Origin of the sequence: Zeimonas arvi (assembly GCF_008039575.1) — a bacterium.
In the GTDB taxonomy this organism is placed as follows: Bacteria; Pseudomonadota; Gammaproteobacteria; order Burkholderiales; family Burkholderiaceae_E; genus Zeimonas; species Zeimonas arvi.
On record NZ_VDUY01000007.1, the window covers coordinates 1 to 20,847 of the forward strand.

At 70.4% G+C, this 20,847-nt stretch carries 21 protein-coding genes and 1 pseudogene; 19 read left to right on the forward strand and 3 right to left on the reverse strand.

Going from position 1 to position 20,847, the window contains the following annotated elements:
* Positions 1–429 precede the first annotated feature (429 nt).
* The 7 genes and pseudogenes from rimP to FHP08_RS15595 all read left to right on the forward strand — a co-directional run.
* A pseudogene (gene rimP, locus FHP08_RS18835) lies at positions 430–825 on the forward strand (ribosome maturation factor RimP); the annotation flags it as partial.
* 265 nt (positions 826–1,090) lie between these two features.
* The gene (gene nusA / locus FHP08_RS15570) at positions 1,091–2,581 is read left to right on the forward strand and encodes a transcription termination factor NusA (protein WP_147705419.1); all 1,491 of its coding nucleotides are present in this window, start codon (positions 1,091–1,093) and stop codon (positions 2,579–2,581) included.
* Between the two features lie 87 nt (positions 2,582–2,668).
* The gene (gene infB, locus FHP08_RS15575; RefSeq protein WP_147705420.1) at positions 2,669–5,539 is read left to right on the forward strand and encodes a translation initiation factor IF-2; all 2,871 of its coding nucleotides are present in this window, start codon (positions 2,669–2,671) and stop codon (positions 5,537–5,539) included.
* A 17-nt stretch (positions 5,540–5,556) separates the two neighbouring features.
* Positions 5,557–5,934: a 30S ribosome-binding factor RbfA gene (gene rbfA / locus FHP08_RS15580; protein ID WP_147705421.1), complete on the forward strand. Its 378-nt coding sequence runs from the start codon at positions 5,557–5,559 to the stop codon at positions 5,932–5,934.
* A 13-nt stretch (positions 5,935–5,947) separates the two neighbouring features.
* The gene (gene truB, locus FHP08_RS15585; protein WP_147705422.1) at positions 5,948–6,946 is read left to right on the forward strand and encodes a tRNA pseudouridine(55) synthase TruB; all 999 of its coding nucleotides are present in this window, start codon (positions 5,948–5,950) and stop codon (positions 6,944–6,946) included.
* Positions 6,947–7,087: 141 nt separating this feature from the next.
* A complete protein-coding gene (gene typA / locus FHP08_RS15590; protein WP_147705423.1) occupies positions 7,088–8,959 on the forward strand; it encodes a translational GTPase TypA in 1,872 nt (623 codons plus the stop codon).
* A gap of 77 nt (positions 8,960–9,036) precedes the next feature.
* A complete protein-coding gene (locus FHP08_RS15595; RefSeq protein WP_147705424.1) occupies positions 9,037–10,182 on the forward strand; it encodes a sterol desaturase family protein in 1,146 nt (381 codons plus the stop codon).
* Here FHP08_RS15595 and FHP08_RS15600 read toward each other — a convergent pair.
* Positions 10,172–10,993 (reverse strand): acyl-CoA thioesterase, encoded by an 822-nt coding sequence (locus tag FHP08_RS15600; RefSeq protein WP_147705425.1) that lies wholly within the window; start codon positions 10,991–10,993, stop codon positions 10,172–10,174. The genes FHP08_RS15595 and FHP08_RS15600 overlap by 11 nt on opposite strands.
* A gap of 146 nt (positions 10,994–11,139) precedes the next feature.
* On the opposite strand from FHP08_RS15600, the gene FHP08_RS15605 reads away from it, so the two are divergent.
* Both FHP08_RS15605 and FHP08_RS15610 read left to right on the forward strand, forming a co-directional pair.
* Entirely contained in the window at positions 11,140–12,204 is a 1,065-nt protein-coding gene (locus FHP08_RS15605) for a patatin-like phospholipase family protein (RefSeq protein ID WP_147705426.1), read from the forward strand.
* A gap of 170 nt (positions 12,205–12,374) precedes the next feature.
* The gene (locus tag FHP08_RS15610) at positions 12,375–12,833 is read left to right on the forward strand and encodes an SWIB/MDM2 domain-containing protein (RefSeq protein WP_147705427.1); all 459 of its coding nucleotides are present in this window, start codon (positions 12,375–12,377) and stop codon (positions 12,831–12,833) included.
* Between the two features lie 104 nt (positions 12,834–12,937).
* Here the strand turns inward: FHP08_RS15610 and FHP08_RS15615 are convergent, their stop codons facing one another.
* Entirely contained in the window at positions 12,938–13,843 is a 906-nt protein-coding gene (locus FHP08_RS15615) for a LysR family transcriptional regulator (protein WP_147705428.1), read from the reverse strand.
* An 83-nt stretch (positions 13,844–13,926) separates the two neighbouring features.
* Between FHP08_RS15615 and FHP08_RS18485 the strand changes: the two genes are divergently transcribed.
* From FHP08_RS18485 to FHP08_RS15635, 5 genes are all read left to right on the forward strand, one after another.
* Positions 13,927–14,154, forward strand: coding sequence for a hypothetical protein (locus FHP08_RS18485; protein WP_187272330.1), 228 nt, complete (start codon positions 13,927–13,929; stop codon positions 14,152–14,154).
* On the forward strand, positions 14,151–14,663 hold the full coding sequence (locus FHP08_RS18490; protein WP_187272331.1) for an opioid growth factor receptor-related protein: 513 nt from the start codon (positions 14,151–14,153) through the stop codon (positions 14,661–14,663). Before FHP08_RS18485 ends, FHP08_RS18490 begins: the two co-directional genes overlap by 4 nt.
* Positions 14,664–14,669: 6 nt before the next feature.
* Positions 14,670–15,185: a gamma-glutamylcyclotransferase family protein gene (locus FHP08_RS15625; RefSeq protein WP_147705430.1), complete on the forward strand. Its 516-nt coding sequence runs from the start codon at positions 14,670–14,672 to the stop codon at positions 15,183–15,185.
* A complete protein-coding gene (locus FHP08_RS15630; protein WP_147705431.1) occupies positions 15,170–15,592 on the forward strand; it encodes a DUF488 domain-containing protein in 423 nt (140 codons plus the stop codon). The genes FHP08_RS15625 and FHP08_RS15630 overlap by 16 nt, the downstream gene beginning before the upstream one ends.
* Positions 15,593–15,673: 81 nt before the next feature.
* Entirely contained in the window at positions 15,674–16,063 is a 390-nt protein-coding gene (locus FHP08_RS15635; protein ID WP_147705432.1) for a RidA family protein, read from the forward strand.
* Positions 16,064–16,066: 3 nt separating this feature from the next.
* On the opposite strand, the gene FHP08_RS15640 is transcribed toward FHP08_RS15635, so the two are convergent.
* Complete coding sequence (locus FHP08_RS15640; protein ID WP_147705433.1) at positions 16,067–16,732, reverse strand: YitT family protein; 666 nt, start codon at positions 16,730–16,732, stop codon at positions 16,067–16,069.
* 146 nt (positions 16,733–16,878) lie between these two features.
* Between FHP08_RS15640 and FHP08_RS15645 the strand changes: the two genes are divergently transcribed.
* From FHP08_RS15645 to FHP08_RS15670, 5 genes are all read left to right on the forward strand, one after another.
* Complete coding sequence (locus tag FHP08_RS15645; RefSeq protein WP_147705434.1) at positions 16,879–17,166, forward strand: cupin domain-containing protein; 288 nt, start codon at positions 16,879–16,881, stop codon at positions 17,164–17,166.
* Between the two features lie 616 nt (positions 17,167–17,782).
* On the forward strand, positions 17,783–19,147 hold the full coding sequence (locus FHP08_RS15655) for a sodium-dependent transporter (RefSeq protein ID WP_147705436.1): 1,365 nt from the start codon (positions 17,783–17,785) through the stop codon (positions 19,145–19,147).
* A 4-nt stretch (positions 19,148–19,151) separates the two neighbouring features.
* Complete coding sequence (locus FHP08_RS15660) at positions 19,152–19,502, forward strand: DUF3147 family protein (protein ID WP_147705437.1); 351 nt, start codon at positions 19,152–19,154, stop codon at positions 19,500–19,502.
* Between the two features lie 13 nt (positions 19,503–19,515).
* Positions 19,516–20,445, forward strand: a complete 930-nt coding sequence (locus FHP08_RS15665; RefSeq protein WP_147705438.1) for an SMP-30/gluconolactonase/LRE family protein — start codon at positions 19,516–19,518, stop codon at positions 20,443–20,445.
* Between the two features lie 65 nt (positions 20,446–20,510).
* Positions 20,511–20,831 carry an EthD family reductase gene (locus FHP08_RS15670; RefSeq protein ID WP_147705439.1) on the forward strand — a complete coding sequence of 107 codons (321 nt, stop codon included), beginning with the start codon at positions 20,511–20,513 and terminating at the stop codon, positions 20,829–20,831.
* Positions 20,832–20,847 lie beyond the last annotated feature (16 nt).

Below are 20,847 nucleotides of genomic sequence, written 5' to 3' on the forward strand. Positions count from 1 at the left end.
ACCCGGCGGCCAGCGTCGCGGTGGCCGTCGCGCCGGCCGCCGGGGGAGCGGCCCGAACGGCGGCGGCCCGGACGGAGGGGCGGGCGCCTGAGCGCCGGCCTTTGCGGCCGGGGGCGTCGTGCGCGGCAAGGGCGTTGTCCTGCGGGTACGAGTCGGGCTATAATGTTTGACTTGATGAAAACCGCCTGACCGGCGGATCGGCGGCGAGCGCAATCGTCGGGCCGGCAGGCGTTTTCGGCTTGCCCGATGTCCGGGGCGCCGAGTCCGGAGCCGGTAGACGGATCCGGGATCGCGGATCGGTCGGCGTGCTCAAAGAAAAATGGGCTCCAGCAGCCCATTTTTTTTTACCGCGCGAGTTCGTTCCGGGTTGCCGGAGTCCGGGGTTCCAGGGCGGAACGCGCCTGCGGGCGCGGTGTGTGTGTGCGCCGGATGGCGCTGGAGTTGGCGCGAAAAGTGTCGGGTCGTCTTTCCACAGTGCAGGCAATCGTCGAACGGGCCGTGGCCGGAATGGGCTACGAGCCGGTCGATGTCGAGCAGGCGCAGCAGGGGCTGCTGCGCGTGTACATCGACGCGCCTGCCGGGATCACGATCGACGATTGCGAAAAGGTCAGCCGGCAACTGTCGCACCTGCTCACCGTCGAGAACGTCGACTATGCCCGTCTCGAGGTCTCCTCGCCCGGGCTCGACCGGCCGCTGAAGAAGCCCGCCGACTTCGAGCGATTCGCCGGCGAACGGGCCACCATCAGGCTGCGCCTGCCCTTCCAGGGCCGGCGCAACTTCGAGGGCCTGATCACCGTCGAGCCCGAGGGCCGGTTCGGGCTCGAGCTGGTCGAGCCCGAGCCCGCAACCAGGGGCACGGCGGGCAGGCGGGGCGGAAAGGCCGGAGGCAAGGGTGGCAGGAAGTCGAACGCGAAGTCGTCGGGCAAGGTCCCGGCGGATGTGGCCGACCAGGGCGGGAATGTCGCCGAACAGGTAGCGCCGGAGGCGCGCGAGGAAACCGCGCCGCTTCCGGCAAGAAAACTCGTCTTTTCGCTCGACGAGATCGAGCGGGCACGGCTGGTGCCGGATTACAGGTTCTAGGAGAGGCTGAATGAGCCGCGAAGTATTGTTGCTGGTCGACGCGCTGGCGCGCGAGAAGAACGTGGGCCGCGAGGTCGTGTTCGGCGCGCTCGAGAGCGCCCTGGCCTCGGCCACGAAGAAGCGCTTCAAGGAAGACAGCGACGTGCGCGTCTCGATCGACCGGATGACCGGCGACTACGAGGCCTTCCGGCGCTGGCTGGTCGTCCCCGACGGCGAGCTCGAGGATCACGACATCCAGATCATCCTGACCGAAGCGCGCAAACAGGTGTCCGACGCGCAGGTGGGCGACTACATCGAGGAAGAGCTCGAGCCGGTCGAGCTGGGCCGAATCGGCGCCCAGGCCGCCAAGCAGGTCATCCTGCAGAAGATCCGCGACGCCGAGCGCGAGCAGATCATCGACGACTTCCTGGCGCGGGGCGAGCCGATCCTCTCCGGCACGGTCAAGCGCGTCGATCGCGAAGGCGCGATCATCGAGTCCGGCAAGGTCGAGGCGCGGCTGCCTCGCGACCAGATGATCCCGAAGGAGAACCTGCGGGTCAGCGACCGCGTCCGTGCCTACGTGGACCGCGTCAACCGCGAGGGCCGGGGGCCGCAGCTGTTCCTGTCGCGCACCTCGCCCGAGTTCATCAAGCACCTGTTCGCCAACGAGGTTCCCGAGATCGAGCAGGGCCTGCTCGAGATCAAGGCGGCGGCCCGCGACCCCGGCGTGCGCGCCAAGATCGCGGTGCACTCCAACGACCGTCGCGTCGACCCGATCGGCACCTGCGTGGGCGTTCGCGGCTCGCGCGTGCAGGCGGTCACCGGCGAGCTGGGCGGCGAGCGCGTCGACATCGTGCTGTGGTCCGAGGACCCTGCGCAGTTCGTGATCGGCGCGCTGGCGCCGGCCAACGTGTCCTCCATCGTCGTCGACGAGGACAAGCACAGCATGGACGTGGTCGTCGACGAGGACAACCTCGCGCTGGCGATCGGCACCGGCGGACGCAACGTGCGGCTGGCTTCCGAGCTTACCGGCTGGCAGATCAACATCATGTCGGCCGAGGAGTCGCAGGCGAAGTCCGAGGCCGAGCAGCAGATGATCCGCGAGCTGTTCATGCACAAGCTCGACGTGGACCAGGACGTGGCCGACATCCTGATCGAAGAAGGCTTCACCACGGTCGAGGAAGTCGCCTACGTGCCGATCAACGAAATGCTCGAGATCGAGGCCTTCGACGAGGACACGGTGAACGAGCTGCGCGATCGCGCCCGCAACGTGCTGCTCACCGAGGCGATCGCGACCGAGGAGAAGATCGGCACCACGTCCGAGGACCTGCTGAGCCTCGAGGGCATGGACCGGGACCTCGCCGCCAGGCTGGCGGATGCCGGCGTGCACACGCGCGACGAGCTGGCCGAGCTGGCGGTGGACGAGCTGACCGAAGCGACCGGCATCGACGAAGAGCGCGCGAAGGACCTGATCATGAAGGCCCGGGCGCACTGGTTCGAGGACGAGCAGCAGCAGGCCTGAGCGGGCGCGGCGATTCGAGGCGAAGGTCGAGGTTAATGCGGGCCCGAGGGCGCGCAGACAAGCCAGAGCAGTCTGGAAAGGAAGAGCATGGCGAGTACTAACGTGGCGAAGTTTGCGGCGGAGCTGAAGATGCCGGCCGATGCGTTGCTCGAGCAACTGAAGGCGGCTGGCGTGCACAAGCGTTCGCCCGAGGATGCGCTGACCGAGGCCGACAAGGAACAGCTGCTGGTCGCGCTGCGGCGCGCGCACGGCGCCGACGACGCGCCCAAGCGCAAGATCACGCTCACGCGCAAGCAGACCTCGGAGATCAAGCAGGCCGATGCCACCGGCAAGGCGCGCACGATCCAGGTCGAGGTGCGCAAGAAGCGCGTGTTCGTCAAGCGCGACGCCGCCGATGCCGGCGCCGTCGAGGTCGCGCCGGTCGAGGAGCAGGCGCAGCCGGCCGCGGTCGTCGACGAGCAGCAGCTGCTGCAGCGCGAGGCCGAGGAGCAGCGCCAGCGCGAACTGCTGGAGCGCCAGGCCGCCGAGCTGCGCGAGAAGCAGGAGCGGCTCGAGCGCGAGGCGCAGGTCGCCGAGGCGCGGCGCCGCGAGGAAGAGGCGCGCCGCGAAGCCGAGCGCGCCGCCGCCGCCCAGGCCGAGAAGGGCGCGGGCGCCGAGGGTGCGGCCGCGACCGAAGGCGCCGCCGAGGCCGAAGCCCAGGCGAAGGCTCGCCGGGAGCGCGCCGATGCCGAGGCTCGCGCGGCCGAGGAAGCGGCCCGCAAGGCGGCCGAAGAGGCCGAGCGCGCCCGTCGCGCGGTCGAGGCCGAAGTGGCCGAGATCAATCGCCTGATGGCCGCCCAGCGTCGCCCGTTGCCCAAGGCGGCCGAGCCCGCCCCGGCGCCGCAGGCACCCGCGGCCGCTGCCGCGCCCGCCGGCGCGGCTGGCGCCAAGGCCGGCGTGAGCGGCACGCTGCACCGGCCGGCAGGCGCCCCCGCCAAGCCCGCCGGCGCCGCGCCGGCGCCAGGCGAAGCGCCGAAGAAGCACGTCAAATCCGAGAAACTGTCCTCGACCTGGTCCGACGACGCCGCCAAGCGCCGCGGCCTCAAGACCCGCGGCAGCGGCCCCGAGAGCGGCTGGCGCGGCGGTCGCGCGGGCGGCCGTGGCGGCCGCGATCGCCGTGGCCACGAGGCCCAGCAGAGCCAGCCGATGGTCACCGAGGCCATCGTGCGCGACGTCCACGTGCCCGAGACCATCACCGTCGGCGACCTCGCCCACAAGATGGCGGTCAAGGCCGCCGAGGTCATCAAGGTGTTGATGAAGCTCGGCCAGATGGTCACGATCAACCAGGTCCTGGACCAGGACACCGCGATGATCGTGGTCGAGGAAATGGGACACAAGGCCTTCGCCGCGAAGCTCGACGACCCCGAGGCCTTCCTCGAGGAAAGCGAGGCGCACGCCGACGTGCAGAAGCTGCCGCGTCCGCCGGTGGTCACGGTGATGGGCCACGTCGACCACGGCAAGACCTCGCTGCTCGACTACATCCGCCGCGCCAAGGTCGCGGCCGGCGAGGCGGGCGGCATCACGCAGCACATCGGCGCCTACCACGTGGAAACGCCGCGCGGCGTGGTCACCTTCCTCGACACGCCGGGTCACGAGGCCTTCACGGCCATGCGTGCGCGCGGCGCCAAGGCGACCGACATCGTGATCCTGGTGGTCGCCGCCGACGACGGCGTCATGCCGCAGACGATCGAGGCGATCAACCATGCCAAGGCCGCCGGCGTGCCACTGGTCGTGGCCATGAACAAGATCGACAAGCCCGAGGCGAATCCCGATCGGGTCAAGCAGGAGCTGATCGCCCACGAGGTGGTCCCCGAAGAGTACGGCGGCGAGGTCCCGGTGGTCCCGGTGTCGGCCAAGACGGGCGCGGGCATCGACGATCTGCTCGAGAACGTGCTGCTGCAGGCCGAGGTCCTCGAGCTGACGGCGCCTCGCGAAGGCGCGGCGAAGGGCCTGGTCATCGAGGCCCGCCTCGACAAGGGCCGCGGCCCGGTCGCCTCGGTGCTGGTGCAGTCCGGCATGCTCAAGCGCGGCGACGTGGTGCTCGCCGGCTCGGCCTTCGGCCGGGTCCGCGCGATGCTCGACGAGAACGGCAAGCAGGTCGCCGAGGCCGGCCCGTCGATCCCGGTCGAGATCCAGGGCCTGCAGGAAGTCCCGGCGGCCGGCGAAGAGGTGCTGGTGCTCGGCGACGAGCGCAAGGCGCGCGAGATCGCGCTGTTCCGCCAGGGCAAGTTCCGCGACGTCAAGCTGGCCAAGCAGCAGGCGGCCAAGCTCGAGAACATGTTCGAGCAGATGGCCGAGGGCGAGGTCCAGACCCTGCCGCTGATCGTCAAGGCCGACGTGCAGGGCTCGGCCGAGGCGCTGGCGCAGTCCCTGGTCAAGCTGTCGACCAGCGAGGTCAAGGTGCAGATCGTGCACCAGGCGGTGGGCGGCATCAGCGAGAGCGACGTGAACCTGGCCACCGCCTCGAAGGCGGTCGTCATCGGCTTCAACGTGCGCGCCGACCAGCAGGCCAAGCGGCTGGCCGAGACCAACGGCATCGACATCCGCTACTACAACATCATCTACGACGCGGTCGACGAGGTGAAGGCCGCCATGTCCGGCATGCTCGCCCCCGAGCAGCGGGAGGAAGTCATCGGCCAGGTCGAGATCCGGCAGATCTTCCGCGTGCCCAAGATCGGCAACGTGGCAGGCTGCATGGTCACCGACGGAGTGGTGCGGCGCGGCGCCCGGGTCCGCCTGCTGCGCGAGAACACGGTCATCTGGACCGGCGACCTCGACACGCTCAAGCGCTTCAAGGACGATGTCCGCGAGGTGCGCGAGGGCTTCGAGTGCGGCCTCTCGCTCAGGAACTACGACGACATCCGCGAGGGCGACCAGCTCGAGGTCTTCGAGATCCGGGAGGTCGCGCGCACGCTCTGAGCGTTGCGGGCATCGTCATGAGCAGGCATCAGCCAGGCGGAAGCGGTCGCTCGGTCAGGGTGGCGGAACAGGTCCACCACGAACTGGCCGAGCTCATCCGCGCCGAGGTCAAGGACCCGCGGGTCGGGATGGTCACGCTGACTGGCGTCGAACTCACGCCGGACTACGCGTACGCCACCGTCTACTTCACCGTCCTGCCCGACGATCCGGCCACGGTGGCCAGCACCAGGGCCGGGCTCGAGCGGGCGGCTGGCTTCCTGCGCGGCCAGCTGGGCCGGCGGGTGCGCATCCACACCACCCCGGAGTTGCGCTTCGTGCACGACCAGTCGACGGCCCATGGCATGGAAATGTCGAAGCTGATCGACGAGGCGGTGAGGCGGCAGGCGGACGACTGAAGCAGGCGGGAAGGTGAACCAGGCAAGACGGCCGCCTCGCGAGCGCGTCGACGGCATCCTGCTGCTCGACAAGCCTCGGGGCCTGAGCTCGAACGACGCGCTGATGCGCGCGCGCAGGCTGCTCAACGCCCTGAAGGCAGGGCACGGCGGCACGCTCGATCCGATGGCGAGCGGCCTGCTGCCGCTCATGTTCGGCGAGGCCACCAAGTTCGCCGGCGACGCCCTGGATGCCGACAAGGCCTACCTGGCCGAGCTCACGCTGGGCATCACCACCGATACCGGCGATGCCGAGGGCCAGGTGCGCGAGCGCCGGCCGGCGGCGGTTTCCGAAGCCGCCTTCCGGTCCGCCTGCGCGGCCTTCGTGGGGCCGATCGACCAGGTGCCGCCGATGCACTCGGCGCTCAAGCGCGAGGGCAAGCCGCTCTACGAGTACGCGCGCGCCGGCATCGAGCTCGAGCGCGAGGCCCGGCGCGTGATCGTCCACCGCATCGACGTCGTCGACTGCGCGCTCGACGCCGAGCCGCCGCGCGCCACCGTCCGGGTGGCCTGCAGCAAGGGCACCTACATCCGGGTGCTGGCCGAGGACATCGGCGAGCGGCTCGGCTGCGGCGCGCACCTGAGCATGCTCAGGCGCGAGCGGGTGGGGGCGCTGTCGCTGGACGCGGCCATCGGCCTCGACGCTCTCGAGGCGCTCGAGCTTGCGCAACGGCGGGCTCGGCTGGCGCCGGTCGACGCGCTGCTCGCCGAGCTGCCCAGGGTCGATCTCGATGCCTCGGCCGCCGCGCGATTCCGCAATGGCCAGCGGCTGCCGGCCGCCGCGCTCGGCGAAGCCGCAGCCAGGGCGCTCGACCGGGCCGCGGGCGCCGCGCCCGATGCCGCTCCGGGGCGCGTGCGCGTCTATGCCGACACCCGGCTGCTCGGGCTCGCCTTGTGGCGCAACCGGGTGCTCGCGCCGTTGCGGCTGGTCGCGATCGAGTCGGGCGCCGAGCCCGTCCCGGACCCGGCCGCGTAGTCGCGCCGCAATGCTCGCCGGGCATCCTCCCGGCATCCCCAGACAGCGGTCGACGGGCGCCCGGCGCCCGATCGGCCATCCCGACGCAGGGCCCCGGCATTTGCCGGGCCCGCCGTTCGATTCCAGTACCAGGACCCAGACATGACCCAGGCCATTCGCAACATCGCGATCATCGCGCACGTCGATCACGGCAAGACCTCGCTGGTCGACCAGCTCCTTCGCCAGTCCGGCACCTTCCGCGCCCACCAGCAGGTCACCGAGCGTGTGATGGACAGCAACGACCTCGAGCGCGAGCGCGGCATCACCATCCTCGCCAAGAACTGCGCGGTCGAGTACGAGGGCACCCGGATCAACGTCGTCGACACCCCGGGTCACGCCGACTTCGGGGGCGAGGTCGAGCGGGCGCTGTCGATGGTCGACGGCGTCCTGCTGCTGGTCGACGCGGTCGAGGGACCGATGCCGCAGACCCGATTCGTGACCCGCAAGGCGCTCGCGCTGGGACTCAAGCCCATCGTGGTCGTCAACAAGATCGACCGGCCGGGCGCGCGTCCTGACTGGGTGGTGAGCCAGACCTTCGACCTGTTCGACAAGCTGGGCGCCACCGAGGAGCAGCTCGACTTCCCGGTCGTCTACGCGTCGGCGATCAACGGCGTGGCCGTCGCCGAGCTGAAGGATCTGCCGGAAGGCGACCTGGCGGCCCTCGGCGCCGCCGGCACCCTGACGATGAAGCCGCTGTTCGAGGCGATCCTGCGGCACGTGCCCAAGCGCGAGGACGACACCGAGGGCCCGCTTCAGTTCCAGATCTCGGCGCTCGACTACTCGAGCTACGTCGGGAAGATCGGCATCGGCCGCGTCGCGCGCGGCCGCGTGCGCACCGGCCAGCAGGTCACCGTCCATTACGGCGACCCGGCCGAGACCGGCGTGGCGCCGATCAACGCGAAGATCAACCAGGTGTTGCGCTTCCGCGGCCTGGAACGCGTGGTGGTCGACGAGGCCGAGGCGGGGGACATCGTCGCGATCACCGGCATCGAACAGCTCGACATCGGCTCCACCGTCTGCGATCCGGCGGTGCCCGACGTGCTGCCGGTGCTCAAGGTCGACGAACCCACGATGACGATGGAGTTCCTGGTGAACACCTCGCCGATGGCCGGCCGCGAAGGCAAGTTCGTGACCAGCCGCCAGATCCGCGAGCGCCTCGAGCGCGAGCTCAAGGCCAACGTGGCGCTGCGTGTGGAGTTCACCGCCGACTCGGACACCTTCATCGTGTCGGGCCGCGGCGAGCTGCACCTGACCATCCTGCTCGAGAACATGCGCCGCGAGGGCTACGAGATGGCGGTCTCGCGGCCCAAGCCGAAGATCCGCACGGTGAACGGCGTGCGCGAGGAGCCCTACGAACTGCTCACGATGGATCTCGAGGAATCGCACCAGGGCTCGGTCATGGAACTGCTCGGCCGTCGCAAGGGCGAGCTGCAGAACATGGAGCCGGACGGCAAGGGCCGGGTGCGCCTCGAGTACCGGGTGCCGGCGCGGGGGCTGATCGGCTTCCACAACGAGTTCCTGAACCTGACCCGCGGCACCGGCATCATGAGCCACGTGTTCGACGCCTACGGTGCCTGGGCCGGCGAGATCGAGGACCGCCGCAACGGCGTGCTGATCTCGCAGGACGACGGCGACGCGGTGGCCTACGCGCTGTGGAAGCTGCAGGAGCGCGGCCGCATGTTCGTCAAGCCGGGCGACCCGCTGTACGAGGGCATGATCATCGGCATCCACACCCGGGACAACGACCTGGTGGTCAACCCGGTCAAGGAGAAGAAGCTGACCAACGTGCGCGCCTCGGGCAAGGACGAGGCGATCGTGCTGACGCCGCCGATCCAGCTGACGCTCGAGAAGGCCGTCGAGTTCATCGGCGACGACGAGCTGGTCGAGCTCACGCCCAAGAGCATCCGCCTGCGCAAGCGCTTCCTCAAGGAGCACGAGCGCAAGCGCGCGTCGCGCGAGGCCGACGCCGCCTGAGCGCGCGCCCGGCGCGCCGGGGGAGCCGCATGTCGGGGCCGGCGCTCGCGCGCCGGCGCCCGTGCGATGATCGGCGCATGGATCCATTGCGCCGGCTCGCCGACCGCTTCGCCCGCCTGCTCTCGGGCAGCGGGCCGCTCGCGGCCGGTCGTGGCTTTGCCAGTGGCGTGCTGGCGCTCGCGCTGGCGGGCCTCGCGCTGCTCGCAGTGCTGGCCTTTCATTTCCCCGAGTACCTGACCACGCCCGAGTTGCGGCGGCGCTACCCGGTCGAACTCCTGCGCCAGTTCCTGCTCGCCGCCCTGGTGCTGGCGGGCAGCGTGTCGCTGGTCAATGCGACGCTGGGGCGCACCCGCTGGCTCAACGCGTCGGCTTTCGCGATCGTGGTGCTGGCGGTGGCGCTCGGCGGGCACCGGGTGCCGGTGGGGGACTTCGCCGACGGCACGCCCTACCTGGGCGTCGACTGGTTCGTGCTGGATCTGCTCGGCTCGGCGCTGGTCTTCGTGCTGCTCGAGAAGCTGTCGCCGCTGCGCCCGGGCCAGCCGGTCTTCCGGGCCGACTGGCAGACCGACCTCGGCTACTTCGCCGTCAACCACCTGGCGGTGGGCCTGCTGCTGCTGGTCACGAACGCGCTGGTCCACGCCTTCTTCGGCTGGGCCTCGTACCCGCCGCTGCAGCAGGCGGTGCGTTCGCTGCCCGGCTGGGTCGAGTTGCCGCTGCTGATGCTGGTCGCCGACCTGGCGCAGTACTGGCTGCATCGCGCCTGGCACCGGGTGCCGGCGCTCTGGCGGATCCATGCGGTGCACCACAGCATCGACACGCTGGACTGGCTGGCCGGCTCGCGGATGCACCTGCTCGACATGCTGGCCACCCGGGTCGCGGTGCTGGGCATGGTATTCGTGCTCGGCTTCTCGCGCTGGGCGATCGACCTGTACATCGTCATCGTGGCCTTCCACGCGGTGCTCAATCATGCGAACGTCCGCCTGCCCTGGGGGCCGCTGCGCCATGTCCTGGTCACGCCGGAGTTCCACCACTGGCACCATGCGTCGGACCGGCAGGCGCTGGACCGCAACTTCGCCGCGCATTTTCCCTTCCTCGACCGGCTGTTCGGCACGCTGCATCGCGCGCCGGGCGAGCTGCCGGCGCGCTACGGGGTGCTCGGCGAGACACTGCCGCGGGGCTTCCTGCGGCAGCAGTGGCATCCGTTCCGGCGTCCTACTCCTTGAACCAGACCACCTGCTGGGTCGTGGCCAGCAGCCTGCCGTCGGGGGTCCAGACCCGGGCCTCCTGGTCGAAGAAGCCGCGATGGATGGTGTTGGTGCGCGCCACGCCCTGCAGCGGCGTCGCGCCGATCGCGGCCAGTTCGTCGGCGGCGGCGTGGAAGTAGACGTTCAGCGTGACCGTGCCGATCGGCGTGCGCCGCGGGCGCCGGGCGAAGATCCAGGGGCGGAAGGCGTCGCACAGCGAGGCGAGGCCGGGGAAGTCGAGCGGCCGGGCCGGAACGTCGGTCAGCCAGCCCCGGGACTCGCCGGCTTCCAGGTCGTCGACGGTCCGGCGCTCGTAGCGTTCCGACCAGGGCGCATGGGTCGAGCTGCGCAGGGCGGCGATCGACTCGCGGGCCGGCAGCGCGGGCTGCCGCGCCTCGGTGTGATCCCAGGTGTCGCGCCGGGTGCCGAAGACCGCGGTCGCGGTCGTCGGGACTTCGCCCTCCGGGCCCTGCCGCATCTCGGCGAGCCAGTGCTGCGTCGAGCGGCTGGTGCGGATCTCGCGGGTCGCGATCTCGAACTCGCCGTCGCTCACCGGACCCGCGTAGTTCACCGTGAGCGCGACCGGATCGCCGAGCCGCTCCGGGCGCTGCAGCAGCGCCTGCAGCATCACCGCGGCGGTGATCCCGCCATAGGGGCCGACCATGTTCCGGTAGGCCTCGGTCGTGCGGCCGGCGAAGCGGCCATCGCCGAGGGCGGCCAGGCGGATCGCGACGTCGAAAGGGTGGATCGTGCCAGGAGGGGCGGTCTCGTGCGGGGCGGAATCGGACATCGTCGGCAGGCCGGAGGGCGGATGGAAGAGGGCGTTGCGCCGGAGCGCTTCGATGGTAGCCGACCCTGCCTTTCGTCGCGGCGGCGCGTGCGCGTGTCGCCACGGCCGGGCGCCAACCGTTCGCGCCGTGATAACGTCGCGCTTCGATGAGCGGATCTGCGGACAGTCCACGACGCAACGGCACCGGCCCGGCGCGCGACAAGGCCCCGGCTGGCGGGGCGCGAGGCCGGAATTCTCACCCGACGGTCAACCTCGGCCTGCAGGGCGGTGGCTCGCACGGCGCTTTCACCTGGGGCGTGCTCGACCGGCTGCTCGAGGACGGCCGGCTCGATTTCGAGGGGCTCTCGGGCGCCAGCGCCGGCGCGATGAACGCGGTCGTGATGGCGCAGGGCTGGATGGACGGCGGGCGCGACGGCGCGCGCGAGGCGCTCGAGCGATTCTGGCGCTCGGTGGGCGGCGGCTCGGGAATCTTCGGCACGGAGATGCTCGGCGCCTGGGCCGACCTGCTGATGCGCACCTTCTCGCCCTATCACCTGAACCCGGCCAACCTGAACCCGCTGCGCGGGATTCTCGACACCCAGGTCGACTTCGAGCGACTGCGCGAGGAAAGTCCGTTCCGGCTGTTCGTGTCGGCGACCAACGTGCGGACCAGCCACGTGAGGGTGTTCGCCACGCAGGAGATGTCGGTCGACGTGCTGCTCGCTTCGTCCTGCCTGCCCACCGTGTTCCACGCGGTGACGATCGACGGCGAGGGCTACTGGGACGGCGGCTACCTGGCCGATCCGCCGCTCTTTCCCTTCTTCTACGAGTGCCGGTCGCGCGACCTGCTGGTGATCATGGTCAATCCGCTGGCGCGCGATCGGGTGCCCCGCAATCCGGGCGAGATCCTGGACCGGCTCAACGAGATCACCTTCAACGCCTCGCTGATCTCGGAGATGCGGGCGATCGCCTTCGTCCAGAAGCTGCTTGGCGAGGGCTGGCTCAAGCCCGAGTTCGAGTCGATGCTGCGCAACGTGCTGGTGCACGCGGTGCGCGCGGAGGGGCTCGCGGGCCTGGGCAGCGAGTCCAAGTTCACCACCGCCACGCCCTTCCTGCTCGACCTGCGCGAGCGAGGGCGCGAAGCGGCCGGCGCCTGGCTCGCGGAGAACTTCCAGCACGTCGGCAAGCGCTCGTCGGTGGACGTCCGGCGCACCTTCCTGTCGCCGACTTGATTCGGAAATACAACAGTCGGCGGGCGTGAGGCTTCTCTCGTCGGTCCGGATGTTGGCGGCGCACCGAAGAAGCGTCATGCTCTGCGACTGTGGAGAAACGGCTCGCAAAGCCTCTCGGGGCGGGCGTTTTCGAAGCGAAGCAGGCTTTCACAATCACTGGAGGATCGAGCATGGCGACTGCCAGCAAGGCTGCGAAGAAACCCGCCGCGAAAGCACCGGCGAAGAAGCCGGCCGCCAAAGCGGCTGCCAAGGCCCCCGCGAAGAAGGCGGCGGCCAAGGCACCGGCGAAGAAACCCGCGGCGAAGGCGCCGGCCAAGAAGGCCGCGGCCAAGGCCCCGGCGAAGAAGGCGGCGGCGAAGGCCCCCGCGAAGAAGGCGGCGCGCAAGCCCAATGCCGCCTTCATGAAGGCGATGACGCCCAGCGCCGACCTGGCCGCGATCGTCGGCAGCAAGCCGCTGCCGCGCACCGAGGTCGTCAAGAAGATGTGGGAGTACATCAAGAAGAACAATCTTCAGGACGCCAAGAACAAGCGGGCGATCAACGCCGACGACAAGCTGAAGAAGGTCTTCGGCAAGCCGCAGGTGACGATGTTCGAGATGACCGGCCTGGTCGGCAAGCACCTGTCGTAAGCCGGAAGCCAGCGGCGCGCGGCCCCCGGGCGGCGCGCCGGTGTGCAGAGAAAGGGGCAGCCTCGGCTGCCCCTTTCGCATGTCCGGGTCCCGGCGCAGGCGGTTCAGCCGCGCCAGTAAGCGGCGTTGCCGTAGGTGTTCTTCAGGTGGTCGATCAGCATCCGCACGCGCAGCGGCAGGTGCCGGCGCTGCGGGAAGACCGCGTGGATGGCGTTGTCGGGCGCGGCGAAGGCGTCGAGCACGGTGACCAGCCTGCCGGCCTTGAGGTCCTCGCCCACCTCCCACATCGACCGCCAGGCCAGGCCGCGCCCGGCGACCGCCCAGTCGCGCAGCACCGCGCCGTCGTTGCAGGCCATGGCGCCCTGCACCCGCATCGACACCAACTGGCCGTCGATGACGAACTGCCAGCCGCGCGCCTGGTTGCCGTAGGTGCCGAAGGTCAGGCAGTCGTGCGCGGCCAGATCTTTCGGCGCGGACGGCGTGCCGCGCCGCGCCACGTAGCCGGGACTGGCGACCACGACCCGGCGATTGTCGGCGAGCTTCAGCCCCACCAGGCTGGAGTCGTCGAGCGCGCCGATCCGGATCGCCAGGTCGATCCCCTCGTTGACGATGTCGGTGAGGCGGTCGGTCAGGTCCAGCGAGACGGTGACATCGGGGTGCGAGTCCAGGAAGGCGGGCAGCAGCGGTGCGACGTGCGCGCGGCCGAAGCCGGCCGGCGCGGTCACGCGCAGGTGGCCGCTGGCCTTGACGCCGCCCAGCGACACCGAGGCCTCGGCGTTCTGGAAGTCGTTCAGGATCCGCTGGCTGTCCTCGAGGAAGGCGCTGCCCTCGAAGGTGAGGGTGATCCTGCGCGTGGTGCGCACCAGCAGCTTCACGCCCAGGCGCTCCTCGAGCGCATCGATGCGCCGGCCGATCACCGCCGGCGCGACGCCCTCGGCTTGCGCGGCGGCCGACAGGCTGCCGCGGGTGGCAACGGCCACGAAAGTCTCCAGTTGCTTGAAGCGGTCCATGCCGCGATTATCGCCTCTGGCGCGAGAGCGGCGAGCTCACTACACTCGGTGCGCGACGCGCCACCCACGGACATTCGGAACGGATGAAGGATTCGCAGCTGGCGCAGACTGCCCCCTCGGTCTGGCGACGCCTGTTCCTGCTGCTCGCCTGCGTGGCGGGCGGGCTCGTCGTCGGATTCGCCGGGCTGCGCGCGACCGGGAGCAGCGCCTGGTTCCTGGCGGTGCCGGCGTTCGTTGCGGCCGGCTGGCTTCGGGTGGCCGATCCGGATCAATGCGCGCCCTGCCGCGGGCCGGAGGCGCGGCGTCGATGAAGCCGCTGCTCGCCTTCTACCGGGGCGCCGGCCGCGATCACCGGGGCCGCATGCTCGACGAGATCCTGCGCCACGACGACGACTGGCTCGAGCACACCCATGACTTCGTGCAGTGGCTCTTCCCGCTGCGCGAGCCGAGCGGCGTGAATCCGTTCGCGCCGCTGGTCGACGACGAGATCCGCGACGCCTTCGACGCCGACGCGGCCCTGCGCGCGAGCCTGCTGGCGAGTCTGGACCGGATGCTGGCCTTCTACGGGCTGGTGCGCAGCGCGGACGGCATCGTGAAATCGCCCGACTGGCCCGAGCGCAAGCGCAACTGGTTCCTCGCCAGCACCCACAACGACCTGCGAATCACCCGCATTCTCAAGAGCCTGTCCCTGCTGGGCCTGCGCGAGTGGGCCGAGCGCCTGCTCGGCTGCCTCGAGACGCTGCGGGTGGCCGAACCCGACTGCGGGATCGGCGCAACCGCCTTCGGCTACTGGCGCGACGCGCTGCGCCGTCCTTCCTGAACGACCATGCCCGAGCTCGTCTTCGTCTACGGCACCCTGAAGCAAGGGTTTCCGAATTTCCACCTCAACCGAGGGCGCCGCGTGCCCGGCGAGTTCGTGACGCGCGAGGCCTACCCGCTTTACGTGGTCGGCGACATCCGGGTGCCCTGGCTGGTCGACCGGCCGGGCTCGGGGCACCGGGTGGCCGGCGAGTTGTACCGGGTGGACGCCGACGCGCTCGCGCTGATGGACGCGCTCGAGCAGGTCGACGAACCCGGGTGGTATCGTCGGGCGGCGATCGAGGTCGAAGGGCGCCCGGCGCCCGGCGGGGAAGCCGTGAAGGCCTTCGTCTACTTCGGCTGCGCGGAGCGGCTGGACCGCATCGTCGTGCACGCGGGGCCGATCGCCGAGTACACCGAGGTCCTCGCCCGCAGTTACCGGGATGGCGACTTCCGGGCGGAAGCCGGACTCGACCGCAACCGGCCCCACCGAGACCCCGCCCACCTGAAGCAAAAAGGGAGCAAGGCATGGCGATCCGGATAGTCAGGCTCGGCGCGCCGCGGGCGCCCGGCGAAGGCCTGCGCATCGGCACCGTGCGCAGGCCGCCGCGCGGCGTCCCCAAGGCCGAGTTCGCGTCGCGCGACTTCTACGACGTCTGGTTCCCGAATCTGTCGCCCAGCGCCGAGCTGGTGGCCGAGGCGCTTCACGCGCGAGACGATCGCCAGTGGGCGGCCTTTCGCCGCAAGTTCCGCGCGGAGATGAACCGGCCGGAGCCGAGCCGTGAACTGGACCTGCTCGCGGCCTTGTCCGGTCAGGCGAACTTCGCGATCGGCTGCTACTGCGAGGACGAGGCCCGCTGCCATCGCTCGGTGCTGCGCGAGCTGCTGGCCGAGCGCGGCGCGCGCATCGAGGACGAACCCGGAGGTGGCGTTGCCGGGCAGGACGAATGATCGCGGCAGCGAGGCGACGAAGGCGGCGGCCCGGCCAGGGTGGCCACAAGGTGAAGGAGACGACGTGAAGAGGCAGAAGGCATGGCGAGACGACTGATCAGCTCCGGGTCGACCTTCGAGCAGGAGATCGGCTATTCGCGCGCGGTCGTCGACGGCGACTGGGTGTTCGTGTCGGGCACCACCGGCTTCGACTACGGCACGATGACCATCTCCGGCGACGTGGTCGAACAGGCCGAGCAGTGCCTGAAGAACATCGAGGCGGCATTGCGCGAGGCGGGCGCCGCGATGCGCGACATCGTGCGGGTCGTCTACGTGCTGCCGCACGCGGCCGACTTCCCGGCCTGCTGGCCGGTGCTCAGGGAACGGTTCGGCGACATCCGGCCGGTCGCGATGATGATCTCGGCCGGACTGGCCGATCCGCGGATGAAGATCGAGATCGAGGTCACCGCCCGCCGGCAGGCAGGCGCCTGAGCCCTACATGCCTACGTAGCGCCCCGGCCGGTGGTTGATCGCCAGGGTGAGGTTCAGCGTGAGGGCTCCCACCAGCGAGATCGCCACGATCGCCGGCGGGATCGCCAGCAGCGAGAGGAGCAGCACCGCGGCATCGAGCCCCAGTTGCGTCCAGCCGGCACGCCAGCCCAGGCGCTCCTGCAGGTAGAGCGCCAGCACGTTGAAACCGCCCAGGCTGCCGCGATGCCGGAACAGGATCAGCAGGCCTACGCCGACCAGCAGTCCGCCCACCGGTGCCGCGTAGCCGGGGCTCGCGCTGCCCAGGTCCAGCAGCGGGCGCTGCAACTCGCTGACCGCCGACAGCAGGGTGACCGCCGCGACCGTCTTCAGCGTGAATCGCCAGCCCATCCGGAAGACCGCGAGCAGGAAGAAGGGCAGGTTCACCAGGAGGAAGGCCGGGCCGAATCCGAGCGAGGTCCGGTAGGACAGCAGCAAGGCCAGCCCGGCGGTGCCGCCGGTCATCAGCCCGGCGTTCTCGAACAGGGCCACGCCGAGCGCGACGAGGACCGTGGCGGAAACGAAGGCGATCGCGTCCTCGATCGCCGTGTGGCGCAGCGAGTCGGGAGCCGGACCCAGGCCGGGACCGGCGGCAGGGGTCGGGGGCGGGGCAGGGCGAGGGGCGGGATTCATCGTTCCGGGCGGGGAGCCTTCCGGATTCTGTCACGGCACGCGTGGCGACGGCCCCTGCCTTTCGCGCGGGCGCTTGATCGTGGTCTATGCTCGACGCATGGCCGGAGCACCGCTCCGAAGCGCGAACCCCTTGCGGGACATTCACGATGGACCAACGACCCAAGGCAGTGCCCACGGTGCAGGTATCGAACGAGCGGGTGCAGGTGACCGAATGGCGCTTCGCGCCCGGCGCCGAGACCGGCTGGCATCGGCACGAGATGGATTACGTGGTCGTGCCGATCACCGACGGCCGGCTGCTGCTCGAGACGCGCGACGGCAACCTGGAGGCCGAACTGACGCTCGGTCGAAGCTACGCCCGCTCGGTCGGCGTGGAGCACAACGTGGTCAACGCCAGCCCGCACGAAGTCGCATTCGTCGAGATCGAGGTCCGCTGACGCGGACGGGGCGCGCGAGCGGGCGTCACTCCGCCGCCGGAGCCGACCTGGGCGTGCCCCTGCGCTGCTTCGTCGTTTCGGATCGTCTTCGCGGGCAGGGGGCCGGTCATGCCTCCGATCGCGACGGCGCTCGCGTTTCTGTGGCGCGAATCGCTGGCCGAGCTGCCATTTCTGCACCTTTGCCGGTCTCGATGCGACTCGCCATCTGTACGAGAAGCACCGTCTCTTCCTCGCCGATCAGCGTCGCAGCGCGCAACAGGAGGGGCGAGGTCTCGGAGCCGGGCTTCGAGCGCGATCTACTGGCCTGGTGACGCCTCGTCCGTCTTCGGCGACAATGCCCCGCCATCCTGCCTGACCCACGCGAGATGAAACGCGCCGCGATCGAAAGGGCACGCACCCTTGCCACCTGGAAGCGTCACCTGAGCCTGCACGCGCCGGCCGGACTCGCCTGCCGCTGCGAACAGCAGCCGGGGCGCTTTCGCAAGGGCGAGCGAGCCGGCGGCTGCGGGCGGCCCCGCTGCCGGCTCTGTCACGGCGACAAGCTGGCCGGTCTTCCGCGCCCCGGACTGCGCAGGGCGCTCGCGGCCGCACGGGAAGGTCTTCGCGAGCTTGCCGAATGACCGGCCGCGGCGAGAGCTGGTCCGGGCGCGTCGGCTTCATCCTGGCCACGATCGGCTCCGCGGTCGGCATCGGCAGCGTCTGGAAGTTCCCCTACGAAGTCGGCGCCAACGGCGGCAGCGCCTTCCTGCTGTTCTACCTGATCGGCCTGGTGGCGATCGTCGTGCCGCTGATGCTCGCCGAGTTCGCGATCGGCCGGCGCGGGCGCGGCGATTCCTCGGTCAGCATCGCCCTGGTGGCGCGCCAGGCCGGGGCAGGGCGCGCATGGACCTTGGTCGGGGTGTTCGGCGTGCTCACCGGTTTCCTGATCCTGAGCTTCTACTCGGTGATCGGGGGCTGGACGCTCGGCTACGCGATCCAGATGGCGCACGACGGTCTGCCCGGCGCCGATCCGGCGGCGGTGGCCGGGCGATTCGAGCGCTTCCTGTCCTCGCCCGGCAGGCTGGCCTTCCTGCACGCGCTGTTCATGGGGGCCACCCTCTTCGTGGTGGCGCGCGGCATCAGCGGCGGCATCGAGTGCGCGGCAAAGGTGCTGATGCCGCTGCTCGCCGTCCTGATGCTGGGGTTGGCCGGCTGGGCGATGCTGCAGGGCGACGTCCGCGCCACCATCGAGTTCCTGTTCCGGCTCGACACCTCGTACCTGAACGCCGGCACCGCGCTCGAGGCGCTCGGGCTCGGCTTCTTCTCGATCGGCGTGGGCCTCGGGCTGATGATCACCTACGCGGCGTACAGCGGCGCGGAGATCAGCCTGACCGAGGTGACGGTCGTTTCGGTCGCGGCCGACACGGCGATTTCCTTTCTCGCCGGCTTCGCGGTCTTCCCGATCGTGTTCGCCTACGGGCTGGATCCGGCCAGCGGCCCCGGCCTGGTCTTCGTGACGCTGCCGCTGGCCTTCGCCCAGATGCCCTTCGGCACGCTGGCGGCCTGGACCTTCTTCGTGCTGCTCTTCGTGGCGGCGCTGGCTTCGGCGATCTCGCTGCTCGAGCTGGTGGTGGCGCTGCTGGTGCGGCGCGCCGGCATGCGCCGACCGGCGGCCGCGCTGCTTGCCGCCGGCGCCTGCTACCTGATGGGCTTGGCCACCGTGTTCTCCTTCAATCTGTGGGCGCAGTGGCGTCCGCTGGCGGGCGTGGCGGGTCTCGCCGATGCGAGCTTCTTCGACCTGCTGGACCAGCTGACCTCCAAGCTGATGCTGCCGATCGGCGGGATGCTGATCTCGATCTTCGCCGGCTGGGTGATGCCGCGCGAGCTGCTGGCCGCGGAGCTGGGGCTCGGCCCGCGCGCCGGCGCGGCGCTGGCACTCCTGCTGAGATTCGTCGTGCCCGCGGGAATCGGCGCGGCCACCCTGTTCGCGCTGCGGGGCTGAAACCATGGGCTGGCTCGCGACCAAGTACCTGCTGACCGCCGCGGTTGTCGTCGCGGTGTCCGAGCTGGCGCGACGCAGCGACCGGATCGGGGCGCTGGTGGCTTCGCTGCCGCTGGTCACCCTGCTCGCCCTGGTCTGGCTTCACGTCGAGCGCCAGCCCGACGAGAAACTCGCGAATCACGCCTGGTATACGTTCTGGTACGTGATCCCCACGCTGCCGATGTTCCTCGTCTTCCCGCTGCTGCTGCCACGCATCGGCTTCTGGCCCACACTGCTGGCCTGTGTGGCGCTCACGATCGGCTGCTTCGCCGCCTTCGGCCTGCTGGTCCGCCGTTTCGGGATCGAACTGTTTTGAGGAGACTTTTCTGATGAAGATTCGCGAGCTCGCATCCGGCCTCCTGTTTCCCGAAGGGCCGGTGGCCATGGACGACGGTTCGGTGCTGCTGGTGGAGATCGGGCGCGGCACGCTCACCCGCGTGAGCGCGGGCGGCAAGGTGTCGGTGGCGGCCGATCTGGGCGGAGGCCCCAACGGCGCGGCGATCGGTCCCGACGGCGCGGTCTACGTCTGCAACAACGGCGGCTTCCGTTTCCACACCGAGGCCGACGGCTGCTTCAGGCCGGTCGCGCAGGCCGACGATTACTCCGGCGGCCGGATCGAGCGGGTGAACCTGGCCACCGGCCGCGCCGAGCGGGTGCTCGACGCGGTGGACGGCGTGCCCTTGCGCGGTCCGAACGATCTGGTCTTCGACGCGCAGGGCGGGCTCTGGTTCACCGACCTCGGCAAGGTCCGCGAGCGCGAGATGGACCGCGGCGGGGTCTTCTTCACCCGCCCCGAGGGCAGCGGCGCGGTGGCCGTCGCGCGCCCCGCGATGACGCCCAACGGCATCGCGTTGTCGCCGGACGGCAAGACCGTCTACTACGCCGAGACCGAGGGGGCCCGGCTGTGGGCCTTCGACATCACCGGGCCGGGCCAGGTGCGGCGCGACCCCTGGCCGTCGCCGCACGGCGGCCGCCTGGTCGCGGCGGCGCCTGGCGGGCACTACCAGCGCTTCGATTCGATGGCGGTCGACGCCTTCGGCAACGTCTGCGTGGCCACGCTGCTGCACGGCGGGATCACGGTGATCTCGCCCGACGGCAGCCTGGCCACCCACGTGCCGCTGCCCGACCGCTATACGACCAACCTGTGCTTCGGCGGCAGGGACATGCGCACCGTTTACGTGACCCTGTCCGGCGTCGGCAAGCTGATCGCGATCGACGACTGGCCGGTGCCGGGGTTGCGACTGAACTTCAACGCCTGAGCCGCGCCAGCGGCGACTGTCCATCAGCCGCGGCAAGCGGCCATCCGCCCGAGGAGGTGCCTTCGATGATCAGGGTATCGGTGCTGTATCCGCGCACGGAAGGCGCGGGCTTCGACATGGACTACTACCGCAACAGCCACATGCCGATGGTGCTGCGGCGGGTGGGCGACGCCTGCAAGGGCGCCGCCATCGACGAGGGGCTCGCCGGCGGCATGCCGGGCGAGCCCGCCCCCTTTGTGGCGGTCGCGCACATGATGTTCGACTCGGTCGAGGCCTTCGCCGCGGCCTTCACGCCGCATGCGCGGGAGATCATGGCCGACGTGGCGAACTACACCGCGATCCGGCCGATGGTGCAGATCGCCACGGTTCGCACGCTGACGCCCTGAGCCGGTCGTCGGCGTC

What these genes read in the sequence shown, in the direction of transcription:
- nusA (WP_147705419.1), top strand. Translation starts at nt 1,091, where the DNA reads ATGAGCCGCGAAGTATTGTTGCTGGTCGACGCGCTGGCGCGCGAGAAG.
- infB (WP_147705420.1), top strand. Translation starts at nt 2,669, where the DNA reads ATGGCGAGTACTAACGTGGCGAAGTTTGCGGCGGAGCTGAAGATGCCG.
- rbfA (WP_147705421.1), top strand. Translation starts at nt 5,557, where the DNA reads ATGAGCAGGCATCAGCCAGGCGGAAGCGGTCGCTCGGTCAGGGTGGCG.
- typA (WP_147705423.1), top strand. Translation starts at nt 7,088, where the DNA reads ATGACCCAGGCCATTCGCAACATCGCGATCATCGCGCACGTCGATCAC.
- FHP08_RS15595 (WP_147705424.1), top strand. Translation starts at nt 9,037, where the DNA reads ATGGATCCATTGCGCCGGCTCGCCGACCGCTTCGCCCGCCTGCTCTCG.
- FHP08_RS15600 (WP_147705425.1), bottom strand. Translation starts at nt 10,993, where the DNA reads ATGTCCGATTCCGCCCCGCACGAGACCGCCCCTCCTGGCACGATCCAC.
- FHP08_RS15605 (WP_147705426.1), top strand. Translation starts at nt 11,140, where the DNA reads ATGAGCGGATCTGCGGACAGTCCACGACGCAACGGCACCGGCCCGGCG.
- FHP08_RS15610 (WP_147705427.1), top strand. Translation starts at nt 12,375, where the DNA reads ATGGCGACTGCCAGCAAGGCTGCGAAGAAACCCGCCGCGAAAGCACCG.
- FHP08_RS15615 (WP_147705428.1), bottom strand. Translation starts at nt 13,843, where the DNA reads ATGGACCGCTTCAAGCAACTGGAGACTTTCGTGGCCGTTGCCACCCGC.
- FHP08_RS18485 (WP_187272330.1), top strand. Translation starts at nt 13,927, where the DNA reads ATGAAGGATTCGCAGCTGGCGCAGACTGCCCCCTCGGTCTGGCGACGC.
- FHP08_RS18490 (WP_187272331.1), top strand. Translation starts at nt 14,151, where the DNA reads ATGAAGCCGCTGCTCGCCTTCTACCGGGGCGCCGGCCGCGATCACCGG.
- FHP08_RS15625 (WP_147705430.1), top strand. Translation starts at nt 14,670, where the DNA reads ATGCCCGAGCTCGTCTTCGTCTACGGCACCCTGAAGCAAGGGTTTCCG.
- FHP08_RS15630 (WP_147705431.1), top strand. Translation starts at nt 15,170, where the DNA reads ATGGCGATCCGGATAGTCAGGCTCGGCGCGCCGCGGGCGCCCGGCGAA.
- FHP08_RS15635 (WP_147705432.1), top strand. Translation starts at nt 15,674, where the DNA reads ATGGCGAGACGACTGATCAGCTCCGGGTCGACCTTCGAGCAGGAGATC.
- FHP08_RS15640 (WP_147705433.1), bottom strand. Translation starts at nt 16,732, where the DNA reads ATGAATCCCGCCCCTCGCCCTGCCCCGCCCCCGACCCCTGCCGCCGGT.
- FHP08_RS15645 (WP_147705434.1), top strand. Translation starts at nt 16,879, where the DNA reads ATGGACCAACGACCCAAGGCAGTGCCCACGGTGCAGGTATCGAACGAG.
- FHP08_RS15655 (WP_147705436.1), top strand. Translation starts at nt 17,783, where the DNA reads ATGACCGGCCGCGGCGAGAGCTGGTCCGGGCGCGTCGGCTTCATCCTG.
- FHP08_RS15660 (WP_147705437.1), top strand. Translation starts at nt 19,152, where the DNA reads ATGGGCTGGCTCGCGACCAAGTACCTGCTGACCGCCGCGGTTGTCGTC.
- FHP08_RS15665 (WP_147705438.1), top strand. Translation starts at nt 19,516, where the DNA reads ATGAAGATTCGCGAGCTCGCATCCGGCCTCCTGTTTCCCGAAGGGCCG.
- FHP08_RS15670 (WP_147705439.1), top strand. Translation starts at nt 20,511, where the DNA reads ATGATCAGGGTATCGGTGCTGTATCCGCGCACGGAAGGCGCGGGCTTC.